Raw genomic sequence first — 14,171 nt, 5'->3', positions numbered from 1 at the left:
AATGAAAGAGATTTGGTATCGCTTTAGCAAAAACAAACTCGCCATGACGGGTCTCCTATTTATTAGTTGTTTTGTGCTGATTGCATTGGGTGCAGGCTGGATAGCTCCATTTGATCCTTATGCGCTGGGAACCGAAATGTTAGGCAAGCCCAGTATTCATCACTGGTTAGGTACAGATCAGTTAGGACGGGATATTCTTTCTCGCATTATTTATGGAGCAAGGATATCATTGCGAGTAGGTGTTATTGCTGTCGGGGTTGCATTGCTTATTGGAGCGACGATGGGAATCCTTGCAGGTTATTTTGGCAAATGGGTCGATGCGATCATTTCACGTATCACCGATGTTCTATTTTCGATTCCTGATATTTTGTTAGCCTTATCAATTATGGCGATTCTAGGTGCAAGTACAACGAACTTAATGATCGCAATCGGTATTGTATACACACCGATATTTGCACGTATTGCTCGAAGTGCTGTATTGTCGATCAAAAGTTCGCTTTATATCGAAGCCGCTCGTTCGATCGGTGTAGGGCATATTCGAATTATGCTCAAACATGTATTGCCTAATATTATGGCTCCACTTATTGTACAGATTACTTTATCTTTTGCTTTCGCTATTTTAGCAGAAGCAGCGCTTAGCTTTTTAGGGCTGGGCGCAGAGCCGGATACTCCATCATGGGGAACAATGCTTAACGAAGGCAAAGACTGGATGGAATCGGCATGGTGGATCGCTGTATTCCCGGGTCTAGCGATTACCATTGCTGTATTAAGTTTTAATATTCTGGGAGATGGTCTACGTGATGCGCTTGATCCCAAATCCAATAAACATTAAATCATCTTAGAAGAAAGGAGTGCTGTTTGATGCCTATTTTTTATCCAACAGATCGACCTTTAGCTGACTTTAAATGCAATACCTTTGCTATTATTGCTCGTTGTCCTCAGACCAAACGTTTTGGTGCAGCTGCGGCTTCTAAATTTCCCGGTGTTGGCGCATTCTCTCCTTGTGTTGATCCTGAATATGGGGTGGTAGCTACCCAAGGATGGATGAATCCAGCACTCGGACCTCGTGGTATAGAATTGTTACGACAAGGACTTACTGCTAATAAAGTATTAGATGATCTGCTGATGGAAGATCCCGGTCGAGATTTGCGGCAGGTGGCTGTAATCGATCGGTTTGGTCATTGTGCTGCTTTTACAGGTAGTGAAAATGATGATGTTAAAGGGCATGTGATTGGGGATCAATTTTGTCTATCAGGCAATTTGCTTGCGAATGAAGACGTATTGCCTGCTATGGAGCGAGCTTTTGAACAAAGTGCAGATCTGGAACTAGCAGAACGTCTACTTGCTGCTCTCAAAGCAGGTTCAGATGCAGGTGGAGATCGTCGTGGCAAACAAGCATCCGTACTCAAAGTCGCCGCTACACCTGGTTTTCCTTATGTTGATTTCCGTGTCGATGATCATCCCGAACCTATTCTTGAATTAGAACGAATTTATTATAGTAATCGATCTGTATTAATTGAACAATACTACGACTGGGTGGACACCGTGATGAAAGGTATTCCACTCGAAAAGAAAGGTTGAGTCGATGAGTTATTTTCCGGAAAATGATCCTTCTTTAACGACAACATCTCTGTTAAACACATCTTCTATCCTGATTACCAATGCAAACCTGTTAACGATGGAAGGGGTAACGATAGAGCAAGGCTGGATTCATATCGTAGATGGCAAAATTGTAGGCTTAGGCGATACTACCGAATGGGAAACGTATAAGTCACAACTAAGCAATATATCCAATACTCGAATTATTGATGCACAGAATCGCCTAGTCTCTCCCGGCTTGATCGATCCTCATACCCATATCGGTATAGATGAAGAAGGTATCGGGTGGGAAGGTGCTGATTACAATGAGACATCTGAAGCGGTAACTCCTCATTTGCGTGCGTTAGATGGAATCAATCCTTATGATGAAGGATTTGTAGATGCTGCTAGAACAGGTGTGACTACGGTTCAAGTTTTACCGGGTAGTGCTAATGTGATTGGAGGCTTAATGTGTTGTCTCAAAGTTCTTCCTGGATCAACCGTAGAGCAGATGGTTGTCCTGCATCCGTCAGGTCTCAAAATGGCATTGGGCGAAAATCCTAAAAAATATCACGGAGTAGCTAGTGGTAGAGCGCCATTGACTCGTATGGGGATAGCTGGTATCATTCGTGAACAATTAGTACAGGCTCAACATTATGTAGCACAGCAACAATCTATAGAGGTAGAACAATCGAGACCATCACCTCCACGCAACTTGCGTATGGAAGCTTTGGGTCTGGCTTTAGAAAAGAAAATTCCTGTTCGTTTTCATGCACATCGTGCCGATGATATTGCGACAGCACTACGATTAGGACATGAATTTGACTTGGATATTACCATTGAGCATACAACCGATGGGATTAAGATTGCCAAAGAATTAGCGTCATCAGGTCGATATTGCAGTGTAGGTCCTACCTTATCTTCACGTAGTAAAGTGGAACTGCGTAACCTTTCTTGGGAAACGTATCCTGCTCTGTATCAAGCAGGGGTGCCGATATCAATCACAACCGATCATCCTGTATTACCTATTCAATATTTGCCAACATCAGCCAAAATGGCTATTCAAGCAGGATTGCCACTAGATGCCGCATGGGAAGCGTTAACGATTCAAGCGGCTCGTCATTTGCATCTAGCCGATTCTACAGGCTCACTAAAAGTAGGCAAAGATGCAGACATCGTGATCTGGAATACACATCCGCTTACCGATTCAGGTGAAGTGGCTCTGACGATGGCAGGTGGACAAATAACATTTGAGCAGTCTGAACCGCAACTATAAATAGACAAAAAGTATACATCACTTATATTACAAAATGTTAGCAAAAAATGAACTTAAAGGAGGCGTAACCGATGGAGCATCCCCCGATTCATTCTCTTATGCGCTTCATGAAGACGATTATGTCTCCGGTTCATGAAGAACAAATGCTTCAACTGATTTTGCAGACAGCGATGGATAGTATCCCAGCCGCAGAAGCAGGATTTTTATTTTTGCATGATCCATTAATCAATAAGTTGATTATTCAAGCTACAGTAGGCTATCTTCCAGCAGTGATGACGATGACTCGATTGTCTTCAGGTGAAGGGATATCAGGCAAGGTTTTTGCAGAACGTATGCCTATTCGGATCAACAATCCTCTGGATCTACAAAGTGCTATGGATAATATGAGTGCTTTTAATTACAAATACTATGTAGAATCATCGACTCAAGGGGAAATACCTTGTTGCTGTATTGCAGTGCCTTTATTATCTGATGGCCGTTGTATAGGAGTAGTGACGCTTGATAATTTTACCGATGCGCAAGCATTGACTGAACATGATCTGGAATCTCTACAAATCTATTGTGATCTAGCAACGATGGCGATTGAGCATCATCGTTTATTTCGACAGGTTCAAGAGCAGAATCATGAGCTGTTTTTGACTCATGATGCGCTACGTCAAGAGCATGAGCGATTACAAGTGACAATGGACTTTCATAATCAGATTAATAACTTGGCAGCAAAAGGGTACGGAACCCCTGAAATTCTGTCTGCTCTATATCGTAATGTCAAAATGCCGATTGCTGTATTCGATCTGCTACTCACACCTATGGGTTATTTACCTGCTGAAGTCAAACCTCATTTACCCGATCAATTTCTACAACATCCTGCGATGCAGTGGGTGCAACGCAGTAAAAAGTGGCAACGAATTGTACTCGAAGAAGACGCTGCTCAATCTATTATTGTAACTCCGATTGTAGGTACCGATCGATTGCTTGGTTATTTGTGTGCATGGACAGGAAATCAAGAATTTATGAGTACGAACAAAATGATTTTTGAATACAGTGCCACGGTGCTTGCCTTAGATTGGGTGAAAAAAGAAGCTGTTCAACAATCACAAATGCGTGCCAAAGATGCTTTTTTCGAAAGTATTTTATCCGGTGAGATGAATATGTCTTTACAAGAGCAAGCACGTGTACTCGGATTTGAACAGGAAGATCATTATGCAGTGATGTTGATGCAACCGCTACAAGGGAGTGCACGACATTCATTTGAATCTATTATGAGTCAGCTACATATCCATTATTTATTGGTTGAACGGCATCATCATACGATTATTATTGTGAATATTGCGGGGAATCTGAACAAAGAAGAACGTCAAAGTCAATTTCAATTGTTATTACGTGAGCTGCGCCGAGATCGTCAATTATCATCAGGTATCGGTAGATTGTATCAGGGATTAGATAAAGTAAGCCGATCCTACAAAGATGCTGAACAATGTATGCAGTTATTGCTCAAAGAAGGCAATCAACAGCGCTTGATCTATTTTGGTGATCTAGGAGTGATTCGCTTTTTTATGCAACAATCGCGTGAAGAATTAGAAGAATATTTGAATGATGTATTAGAACCAATTATTCAGTATGATCAGCAAAAAAAAGCCAATCTAATGATCACTTTAGTCTCCTTTGTTAAATATGACCGCAATCTCAAAAATACAACTCAATCGTTACGTATTCACCACAATACTTTATATTATCGACTCGGACGGATTCAAGAATTATTAGGTTACTCTTTTGATCATGGAGATGAATGGTTCAATGTCCGCATGGCATGTCAGATTTATTTGTATTTATATGAAGATTAACCAAAATGCGGGAGAAAATACGAAATAAACACGAAACTTTATCCTAAAAGAGATAAAGTTTTTTTGATTTGTTAACGCAGTGTAAAAATTTCAAAAAAATCTAATACATAATATGACAAAATTCGATAATAATAATAATAGGTCTTAGTAACTAAGAGGATTATATAACAATATAGCGGAGGCAGACACATCATGACAGTCAGAACCAGATTAATTGTAACTATTAGTTTATTAATTTTTACTATTTTAGGAAGCGGAATATTATCTTTTGTTACCATTTCTAATACGATTGAACAAAGTGCATTATTACAATCCAAAATGGAAATGCAAAAAAATATGAAACAGATCGATTTTAGATTAGCAGGGCTTTCTAATGATGAACGTGGTTATTTACTTACAGGTGATCAAGAATACGTACCCGAAATGCAGAAAAAAATCACCGAAATTAATAGCATTTTACAATTGTTGCAACAATCAACAGCCGGTGCACCTTATCAATCTTCTTTACAAGAGATTAGTACGACATTTGCCAAAGTTACCGAGTTAAATGGAAATGTAGTCAAATTGCAAGGCGAAAATCCAACAGCTGCTAGTCAATATCATTTTGGGGAAGAACGTACACTACGCAAAACAGCTTTAACACCAGCAGTCAGTGAAGTGATTACGAACCTTAATCAAGAAGTAGCACAATTACAAGCACAAAATGAAAAACAAGCGCATCTCAGCAAAACGATTATTTTGGCAGCAGTAATCATTTCTTCGGTAGTGGGTATTCTTTTAGGTATTCTTTTACTACGTGCTATCCTCAAACCTTTACGTCTGCTAAATCGCCAAATGTTAGAAATCGCTCAAGGCGAAGCTGATTTGACTCAAAAAATTATATTGAAGCAAAAAGACGAATTTGGAACATTAGCATCGAACTTTAACTTATTTGTATCTACATTACATTCTATCGTCAGTCAGATCGGTGTATCGTCTGATATGGTTGCAGCTTCAGCAGAAGAATTTTCAGCAAGTGCAGAGCAATCCAAGGCTACTTCTCAGCAAGTCGCTGAATCTATGCAAGTGATCGCTGATCAGACAGGTGGACAAGCCAAACAATTGAGATATCAATCGGCTTCTTTGCAAGATTCATTCCATAAATTATCTGAGATTTCTTCGAACACTGCTCAAATGGCAGATTTCTCTCAATTAATGAAGCAACAATCTGAAAAAGGAGCAGATTCGATTGAACGTGTAGGCGAGCAAATGATATCGATTCAAAGTTCAGTATCTCGCGCAGATCAAAGTGTAGGTGTACTGGCAGGACATGCGACTAAGATTGATACAGTAACTACATTAATCAATGAAATTTCGTCTCAAACTAATCTTCTAGCATTAAATGCTTCTATAGAAGCTGCTCGTTCGGGAGAACATGGACGTGGATTCGCAGTGGTAGCAGAAGAGGTTAGAAAGCTGGCTGAACAATCAGCAAATGCAGGTAGACAGATCAAAGAATTGGTTAGTCATATTCAGTTAGAAACACAATCGACAATGTCAGCTATTCAAACGGTTCAAACAGATGTTGCAACAGGTAATCAGATGACCAGAGAAACAGTACAGCAATTCCATGATATTTTGAATGCAGTGGAAGAAATTTCATCCAAAACGGAAAATATCGCGAATAATGCTTCACAAGTTAATGATTCTTTTGCAGATTCTGCGGATACAATGCAGACGATGACTAAAGGAACACAAGAAATATCAGACAGCACGCAGGAAATCGCTGCGGCAACAGAAGAGCAATTAGCTTCGAGCGAAGAAGTTCTACATTCTGCTGTAGCTTTAACGTCACTTGCAGAAGATTTACAAGCATTAGTCACTCGTTTCAAAATCTAATCTATATCGCAAAGATCTATACTACAAAGAAAAAAGCACATTCCTACATGATGTAGGATGTGCTTTTTTTTGTTGGTAAAGGTATATTGAGAATTATTTTATGTTGAGAAGATATTAGGCACTTTCACGTCAGGTTCTAGATCTGCTTCGTAATCCACATGATCTGTCTCAAAGCCGAACAGTTGGAAGAATTCACGACGATAGCCTTCCAGATCAGTCAATTCATAAATATTTTCAGACGTTAAGTTGTCCCAAATTTCAGCAACTTCAGCTTGCACATCTTCGCGCAACTCCCAGTCATCGATACGAATACGGTTTTTCTCATCCACAGGAGCAGGGCCATCTGTATACAAACGGTCTGCAAAAAGACGGTACATTTGCTCGATACAGCCTTCGTGAATCCCTTTTTCTTTCATAACTTTATACAATGCTGAGATATATAAAGGAACAACAGGGATCGCTGAGCTGGATTGAGTTACTAATCCTTTACTTACAGATACAAAAGCACGTCCGCCTGTAGCACTTAATTGATCGTTCATTTCTTGTGCTGTACGTTCCAAATGATCTTTTGCTTGTCCGATCGAACCTTGACGATAGATCGCTTGCGTAATATCTGAACCAATATAAGAATAAGCAACTGTTGTTACATCTTCAGTCAAGACACCTGCTGCATTCAATTGATCCATCCATAATTTCCAATCTTCGCCGCCCATTACTTTTACCGTATCTTGTACTTCTTGTTCAGAAGCCGGTTCGATCGTAATTGGAGTGACTTCACCATTGTGGAAGTTAACTGTTTTGTTGGTATATTCAGCGCCGATAGGTTTGAGCACAGAGCTGAATGTTTCACCTGTTTCTGGATCGGTACGACGTGGAGCTGCTACGCTATAGATCACAGTGTCGACTTGACCCAATTCTTTACGAATCGCTTCAATCGTCTGAGCTTTGATCTCATTAGTAAAAGCATCACCAATCACACTGCAAGATTTCAATCCTGCTTTTTGTGCTTCTTGTTCAAAAGCCGCCGAATTATACCAGCCCGCAGAAGCGGTACGCCCTTTAACTGAACCTCCATCACGATAAACACCGATTGTATTAGCACCTGCACCGAATGCCGCTACGATACGAGAAGCTAGTCCATAACCCGTAGAAGCACCGATAACAAGTACATTGCGTGGGCCACTGATTTTAGGTTGAGATTGTACATATTCAATTTGTTCTTGAACTTGACGTGCACAACCGACAGGGTGAGCTGTCGTGCAGATAAAGCCACGTGTTCTAGGTTTAATAATCATAGGAAGGATTCCTCGCTTTCACTTTTTACATCATCTTTCGTATTGTAGCATTTTTTGCGAAAGTGTACACGATAAGGCTAGTTGAGACATATACAATCAGTAAATTACAAAGTTCAATTATCGTCCCAAAATGGACATAAAATAATGCTAAATAGCTGTTTAAAATTTAGATAGGTTGGTTAATAAATAACATCAAAGAATAATTGCACAAAATATAATAAAATATTTTTAAATAGTATTGCAATATTCTTTAATTAATGTTATTATTAATTCATAAGGTTACTAAGAGAAAATTAGTTACCAAAAAACAGCTAACATCACAAAGGAGAAATTAACCATGAATACCAAATTTCAAAAAGTTTTATTGTCAACTACTTTAGCACTAGGTCTTGGAGCAGTAGCAGTTGTAGCACCAATCGGAGCTAACCAAGTATCTGCAGCTTCTAACGATCAAAGCAACCACGAGAAAAACAAAGACAAAGCAGAACAACGTGCTAACAACCAAGCTTATGTAGATTCTGTAAGTGCACAAATTAACTCTATGTTCGGAACTGCTAACGAAACAACTGAACCTACTACACCAACAGACAACACAACAACTGAGCCTACAAAAACAACTGAACCAGTAGCAAACAACAAAATCACTGTAATTCTTCCACAAGGTGCTAGCCTTACTGAAATCGCTGCTCAATATGGTGTAACTGTAGACGAATTGGTTGCTGCCAACAACCTTCTACCTGCTGGATACCAATTGACTATTCCTCAAAAATAAGAATTTAGACATTATCGATCAACTGCCATCTGATCGGCCAAAATATTATCTACCCATAAGTATCTGCCAAATGCTTATGGCGTAGTTTATATATAAAAAGCTGACGTTCCCCCGAGCGTTGGCTTTTTTTGTTGTTTTCAAACAGTTAAGACGATCAATAACTGTTAGATAGTTCATTGTGCTGTGACATCTATTCGCTTTTAATAATAAAGAAAGCGGAGGGGATCTTATGATTCATATATATAAAAGTAGAGGAAGAATAGAGATTCAGATGGATGCTTATTTGATGGGTATAGACGATGTGGTTATACTGATCAGTGGAGGAGATCGCCCTCATTTGGGCACAATAACGACAGGCACCAAAGATCAACCCTTGCAAACGATCCAATTTCAGCAACATCAAGAATTTTATATCACAGAGGAAATTGCTATGAACTTACGGAAACATTGGCGCGGAAATTTTGCGATCTGTGGAGGGATTCATATTGATCAGATCAATCGTGAAGAAATTAATCAACTTATCGAAATGGTGGTAGAGATGGGGAATGAATTGATATTGAAGTTGCAGAAGTAGTAATAGATAGAGTGAGAGTAAATATTAGAATTAGCCATGTAACTAATTTAAATAAAGAATACATATACAAAAAGAACGAGATGATACATCAACGAATAGAATGTCAATCGTTAACATAATCATCTCGTTTATTTATAAATCAAATCATTTCTTGCTTATTTAGTTAATGAAGAAGTAGTTAAAGGTACGAATAATTTAGAGTCATTATCAGCATCAGTGATTTCAACAAAAATAGCTTTGGTATTAGAAACATCTACATCGGCGCTAATCATACCATTATCAGGATTAACAGATATCGTTTTGAGTGTGGTATTGTCTTGATTCATAATAACTATTTTTTGATTACCACTAAGTGAAGCTAGTTCTAGATGCAATGTAGAATATTTATTATCAGTCATGATCTGAAAGCTTTTACTTTGATTATTTACACCAGTGTATAGAAAAATATCTTTGTAATCTTTGTCTTTATAAACAGTATTGCTTGGATCTTTGGTGTGCCAGTCAGAGGTACCTAATACTTTGGTTCCTAGCGTGCTGAGTGATTGAGATTTATTTTCGATAGGGGTTGTAGAAGATCCTGTGTTACCTGAATCGCCAATGATAACAGAAGAAGAAGATTTGTCGTAAGTGATTGAAGTTCCCATTAGATTTCCAACTGCACGTACAGGTAAGTAGGTTGTTCCGTTGTACGTAATAGGGAGTACCGCTTGACCATTTGCATCTTTAGCCGTAACCGTAGTTCCATTCATTTTAAGAGAAATTGTACTGTTCAAATAAGCTTTAATCGGTTCTAATCCTGTAGCTGCGAGAGCACCTGTCCCTATTCCAAATGTTAACGTAGCCGCCAAAATACCCAAACCAACTTTTTTGTTCATTAAATATCCCTCCTGAGTAATAAAGTAATAAACACTATTATAAATAAACGATTAACAACTGATTGTCAAGTGTTTGGTACACGTTGATATGTCTTTTTTAATATGTATAATGTAGATTAAAAAAGACAGTCCAAAGTAAAACACCTCTGTACTGTCTGCTTATATAATGTTGTATATTAAGAATGATCTGTAGGATCTTTTTCTTTCAATCCTTGACCTAGCCCTTTCATAAATCGCATTCCAAATCGAAGCGCTCGATTGATATCAGGATCTTTCAAAGCTTTCATTAATGAAAATACACCTAGTTTGGTGTTATCTTCTTTACCTGCTTCTTCTAATCCTTTGGTCACACTATTCATTAATTGAGTCGTTTGTGCAGGATCAACCGCAGTTAAGGCACCCGCTGCCGCCATACCATTATTGATCAGATTAGTGATTTCTTTACGAGAAACTTGTCCCAAAGCAATCTCTGCAATATGCGCTTTCGCTTTGAGCATCGATTCCGCTGCTTCCAAAATCCCACTATCATTTAACTCCCGTAATATCGACATCGACCGTGCTAACGCTGCATTAGATTCTGCTAATTCCTTTTTCAATTCATCAATCGTCTGCTGCTGTTGCTCTTCATCAGTAAGCACCCGCTTACGAATCGTAGTAATCGGAGTCGCCATACATACATTCTCCTTTCGCCCATATCCATCTAGTAAGATATACCAACTTACAAACATATAAATTCATCATCAATACTCAAAAAACATCATATAAAAAAGGAAATAAAACCTAACAAGTAAAAATGAAAAACACATAAAAGTAAGAAATAAATCCATATAAAACAAATCATAAAAATAAAACAATGTATTCAACTCTCTAAAGAATTAAATTCTTTAAAAAGATTCTATTCTTTACCACTGCTCCACAACCCCTAAGTTGCACCAGCGAAGGGAGTGAAATTGTTCTGAAAGAGCGAAGCGCTCGCCTGTGTAACGAAATCCCTACCGCCAAGCGGTAAATCAAGGGATTCCGTTACACCAGCGACGACAAGAACAATTCACTCACGAAGCGCCAGCGATTCCGCTCGCCTACATATCAACTAAAGAGACGTAATCATCACGATTCCATTTACGTTGTACTTCAACACCATTTTGTGGATGGCGTTTTTTGTTACGAGGATTGAATGAAGGTAATGGATTAACACCTTTGACATTCAAAATCATCATCCGTACTTTGGTCTGTTTGTAAGCGGGTGTATGCGTACGTACATCAACCGCTGAACCAGTTAAAAGATTAACGGCTGTCTCATGACTGGTAGAGTGCATAGGTACATAAATTTCTTTGCCACGTACACGGTCGGTGACAACAGCTCTTAATTTAATAGCACCATACGGAGATTCAAGACGAACCAGTGTACCGTCTTCAACACCACGTTCTGTGGCTAGTTCAGGAGACACTTCGACAAACACTTCAGGTAATTTGCGATTGATCCCTTTAGACTTGTTCGTCATATTACCTTCATGGAAATGTTCAAGTAGTCGTCCATTGTTCAACACAAGATCGAACTCAGCAGGGAACTCTACAGCAGGTACATATTGCACTAGTGAGAAACGAGCTTTTTTATCCGGGAAATGGAACCCATCTGTATAAAGTAGAGGTGTGCTTTCACCCGTACTCGAACCCCATAAGAAGCTTCCCCAACCTTCTAACACCTCATAATTACAACCGGAGAAGAAAGGCGTTAAGCTTGCCATTTCATCAAAAATTTGAGAAGGATGAGTGTACCCCCAATCAAATCCCAAGTGTTTAGCAAGTTGAGTTGTTATCCACCAGTCAGGCTTAGAATCGCCTAAAGGTTCAAGGACTTGATACAAACGTTGCACACGACGCTCCGTATTGGAGAAAGTACCATCTTTTTCAAGAGATGGAGCCGCAGGTAAGACTACATCTGCAAACTGAGCGGTTTTGGATAAAAAGACATCTTGAACAACGAAAAATTCAAGTTGAGCTAACATTTCATGAACATGATTCACATTGGAATCAACCCATGCCATATCTTCACCGACAAGATACATCGCTTTAAGTTCTCCACGAGCGATATCATCGACCATTGCGATATTATCTTTACCCGGCGCTGGAGAGATCGAGACCCCATAAGCTTTTTCAAATTTAGCACGTGCTTCATCATTAGAAACGTGCTGATATCCTGGTAACCAAGGTGGTAAAGTACCCATATCACAAGCACCTTGTACATTGTTATGACCACGAAGTGGATAAGCCCCTGCACCTGGACGCATATAGTTACCTGTTGCTAATAACAGATTGGAAATAGCCGCAGACGTATGAGATCCAGCGATATTTTGTGTAACTCCCATACCCCAACAGATTACAGTTCCATCCGCATCCCGAATCATTTCAGCAATTCGAATTAATTCAGCTTGTGCGATTCCAGTAATTTCTTCTGCATAAGCAAGCGTATAAGGCTCAGAAGCTTTGAGGTATTCATCAAATTGATTCACATGTTGGTGGATAAAGTCAGCAGCATGCCAGCCTTGCTCTACCATATAGTTCATAATCGCTGTAATCCAGACAAAGTCTGTTCCTTGTTGCGGACGAATAAATAAGTCTGCCCGTTCAGCCATTTCATGTTTACGTAGATCAGCTACAACCAATTGTTGACCATGTAATTTGTGTGCACGCTTGATACGAGTCGCTAGAACAGGATGACCTTCAGCTGGAGAACAACCGATCAGAATCACAAGGCCAGCGGCGGCGATATCTTTGATCGTACCTGCATCGCCACCAATCCCTACTGTAGACATCAGACCATCTGAAGCAGGGGATTGGCAATAACGAGAACAGTTATCGACATTGTTGGTTTCAAATACTTGACGAGCTAATTTTTGGATCACATAGTTTTCTTCATTGGTGATTTTGGAAGAGGAGATAAAGCCTAATTTATCACTGCCATGTTCTTTGCGAATCGCTGTCATTTTTTCAGCAACAAGTGTTAAGGCTTCATCCCAGCTCGCTTCTACAAATTCACCATTACGACGAATCAGTGGAGTCGTTAAGCGTTGGTCACTGTTGACAAAGTCCCAACCAAATTTACCTTTTACACAGGTAGAGATAGCATTCACCGGTGCATCGTGAGAAGGCTGAACTTTAAGAATCTCCCGACCTTTCGTCCATACTTCAAATGAACAACCGACTCCGCAGAATGTACAGACTGTTTTGGTTTTGCGAGTCCGTGTATCACGCATAGCCGCTTCGATTTCTGAAATAGCAAAAATACCGCTATATCCTGGTTCTACATCTTTGATTAGATCAATCATCGGATTAAGCATTTCTTCGCCAATACCGGACATAAATCCCGCTTCGCCTAGCATCGATTTCTCCATCAAAGCATTACATGGACAGATGGTGACACATTGTCCGCAACTGACACAGGAAGATTCGTTAATAGAAACGCCTTCATCCCACATCACGTATGGACGTTCGGCTTCCCAATTGATTGATAACGTCTCATTGACTTGCAAGTTCTGACATACCTCTACACATTGCCCACAAGCGATACACTGATTGGGATCATAGCGATAGAACGGATGAGACATATCGACTTCGGTTGCAGGGACTTTCGGTTGGAAAGGATATTTCTGATGTTCGATACCCATTTCTTCAACTGTATTATGAAGTTTGCAATTACCGTTATTGTTATCACAAACAGTACAATACAACATATGATTTTCCAGTAAACGATCCATACCTTCTGTTTGAGCCGCTTTGGCAGAAATAGAATTGGTCTGCACATTCATACCTTCTGTGATCGTTGTTGAACAAGCACGTGCTAATTGACCGTCAATTTCAACAATACAGGTATCACAAGTCTGAATCGGATCGACTTCAGGAACATAACAGATTTGTGGATGCTGAATTTGAGCTAGATTAATAACATTCAGTACGCTTAATCCTTGCCCGGCTTCATAGGTTTCGCCATTGATCGTAATTTTGATTGGTTGTTGTTCGCTCATGCAGATACCCCTTTATTTAACAGTTGTATTTCTAGATGTAAGCATTTGGCACATCAAATA

Annotated in this window: 11 protein-coding genes; 7 read left to right on the top strand and 4 right to left on the bottom strand. The window is 39.5% G+C overall.

What is annotated here, in order from left to right; genetic code table 11:
- Nucleotide 1: 1 nt before the first annotated feature.
- The 5 genes from PO903_RS21640 (at nucleotide 2) to PO903_RS21620 (ending at nucleotide 6,573) form a co-directional block, all read left to right on the top strand.
- Nucleotides 2-832 (top strand): ABC transporter permease, encoded by an 831-nt coding sequence (locus PO903_RS21640; protein ID WP_069330021.1) that lies wholly within the window; start codon nucleotides 2-4, stop codon nucleotides 830-832.
- A 29-nt stretch (nucleotides 833-861) separates the two neighbouring features.
- Entirely contained in the window at nucleotides 862-1,581 is a 720-nt protein-coding gene (locus PO903_RS21635) for a DUF1028 domain-containing protein (RefSeq protein ID WP_137223397.1), read from the top strand.
- 4 nt (nucleotides 1,582-1,585) lie between these two features.
- On the top strand, nucleotides 1,586-2,854 hold the full coding sequence (locus tag PO903_RS21630; protein ID WP_137223399.1) for an amidohydrolase: 1,269 nt from the start codon (nucleotides 1,586-1,588) through the stop codon (nucleotides 2,852-2,854).
- Nucleotides 2,855-2,925: 71 nt separating this feature from the next.
- Nucleotides 2,926-4,695: a helix-turn-helix domain-containing protein gene (locus tag PO903_RS21625; RefSeq protein ID WP_273594538.1), complete on the top strand. Its 1,770-nt coding sequence runs from the start codon at nucleotides 2,926-2,928 to the stop codon at nucleotides 4,693-4,695.
- A 192-nt stretch (nucleotides 4,696-4,887) separates the two neighbouring features.
- A complete protein-coding gene (locus tag PO903_RS21620) occupies nucleotides 4,888-6,573 on the top strand; it encodes a methyl-accepting chemotaxis protein (protein ID WP_069330017.1) in 1,686 nt (561 codons plus the stop codon).
- Between the two features lie 98 nt (nucleotides 6,574-6,671).
- On the opposite strand, the gene fabV is transcribed toward PO903_RS21620, so the two are convergent.
- Complete coding sequence (gene fabV / locus PO903_RS21615; protein WP_069330016.1) at nucleotides 6,672-7,868, bottom strand: enoyl-ACP reductase FabV; 1,197 nt, start codon at nucleotides 7,866-7,868, stop codon at nucleotides 6,672-6,674.
- A 337-nt stretch (nucleotides 7,869-8,205) separates the two neighbouring features.
- On the opposite strand from fabV, the gene PO903_RS21610 reads away from it, so the two are divergent.
- A complete protein-coding gene (locus PO903_RS21610) occupies nucleotides 8,206-8,640 on the top strand; it encodes a LysM peptidoglycan-binding domain-containing protein (RefSeq protein WP_137223405.1) in 435 nt (144 codons plus the stop codon).
- 229 nt (nucleotides 8,641-8,869) lie between these two features.
- On the top strand, nucleotides 8,870-9,214 hold the full coding sequence (gene lpdD / locus PO903_RS21605) for a prenylated flavin chaperone LpdD (protein ID WP_273594537.1): 345 nt from the start codon (nucleotides 8,870-8,872) through the stop codon (nucleotides 9,212-9,214).
- A 155-nt stretch (nucleotides 9,215-9,369) separates the two neighbouring features.
- Here lpdD and PO903_RS21600 read toward each other — a convergent pair whose 3' ends face one another.
- From PO903_RS21600 to fdhF, 3 genes are all read right to left on the bottom strand, one after another.
- Complete coding sequence (locus PO903_RS21600) at nucleotides 9,370-10,089, bottom strand: stalk domain-containing protein (protein ID WP_273594536.1); 720 nt, start codon at nucleotides 10,087-10,089, stop codon at nucleotides 9,370-9,372.
- Between the two features lie 176 nt (nucleotides 10,090-10,265).
- On the bottom strand, nucleotides 10,266-10,760 hold the full coding sequence (locus PO903_RS21595) for a helical membrane plugin domain-containing protein (protein ID WP_137223409.1): 495 nt from the start codon (nucleotides 10,758-10,760) through the stop codon (nucleotides 10,266-10,268).
- Nucleotides 10,761-11,168: 408 nt separating this feature from the next.
- Entirely contained in the window at nucleotides 11,169-14,111 is a 2,943-nt protein-coding gene (gene fdhF, locus PO903_RS21590; protein WP_137223411.1) for a formate dehydrogenase subunit alpha, read from the bottom strand.
- Nucleotides 14,112-14,171 lie beyond the last annotated feature (60 nt).

This window comes from Paenibacillus sp. PK4536 (assembly GCF_028594455.2).
GTDB classification, from domain to species: Bacteria; Bacillota; Bacilli; order Paenibacillales; family Paenibacillaceae; genus Saccharibacillus; species Saccharibacillus nuruki.
The sequence above is the reverse complement of the archived record's forward strand: the minus strand, read 5'-3'. Positions and strand labels throughout refer to the sequence as shown.

Bases quoted from the DNA above. Each gene is read 5' to 3' on its own strand.
- PO903_RS21595 (WP_137223409.1), bottom strand. From the start codon at position 10,760: ATGGCGACTCCGATTACTACGATTCGTAAGCGGGTGCTTACTGATGAA.
- fdhF (WP_137223411.1), bottom strand. From the start codon at position 14,111: ATGAGCGAACAACAACCAATCAAAATTACGATCAATGGCGAAACCTAT.
- fabV (WP_069330016.1), bottom strand. From the start codon at position 7,868: ATGATTATTAAACCTAGAACACGTGGCTTTATCTGCACGACAGCTCAC.
- PO903_RS21635 (WP_137223397.1), top strand. From the start codon at position 862: ATGCCTATTTTTTATCCAACAGATCGACCTTTAGCTGACTTTAAATGC.
- lpdD (WP_273594537.1), top strand. From the start codon at position 8,870: ATGATTCATATATATAAAAGTAGAGGAAGAATAGAGATTCAGATGGAT.
- PO903_RS21640 (WP_069330021.1), top strand. From the start codon at position 2: ATGAAAGAGATTTGGTATCGCTTTAGCAAAAACAAACTCGCCATGACG.
- PO903_RS21610 (WP_137223405.1), top strand. From the start codon at position 8,206: ATGAATACCAAATTTCAAAAAGTTTTATTGTCAACTACTTTAGCACTA.
- PO903_RS21600 (WP_273594536.1), bottom strand. From the start codon at position 10,089: ATGAACAAAAAAGTTGGTTTGGGTATTTTGGCGGCTACGTTAACATTT.
- PO903_RS21625 (WP_273594538.1), top strand. From the start codon at position 2,926: ATGGAGCATCCCCCGATTCATTCTCTTATGCGCTTCATGAAGACGATT.
- PO903_RS21620 (WP_069330017.1), top strand. From the start codon at position 4,888: ATGACAGTCAGAACCAGATTAATTGTAACTATTAGTTTATTAATTTTT.
- PO903_RS21630 (WP_137223399.1), top strand. From the start codon at position 1,586: ATGAGTTATTTTCCGGAAAATGATCCTTCTTTAACGACAACATCTCTG.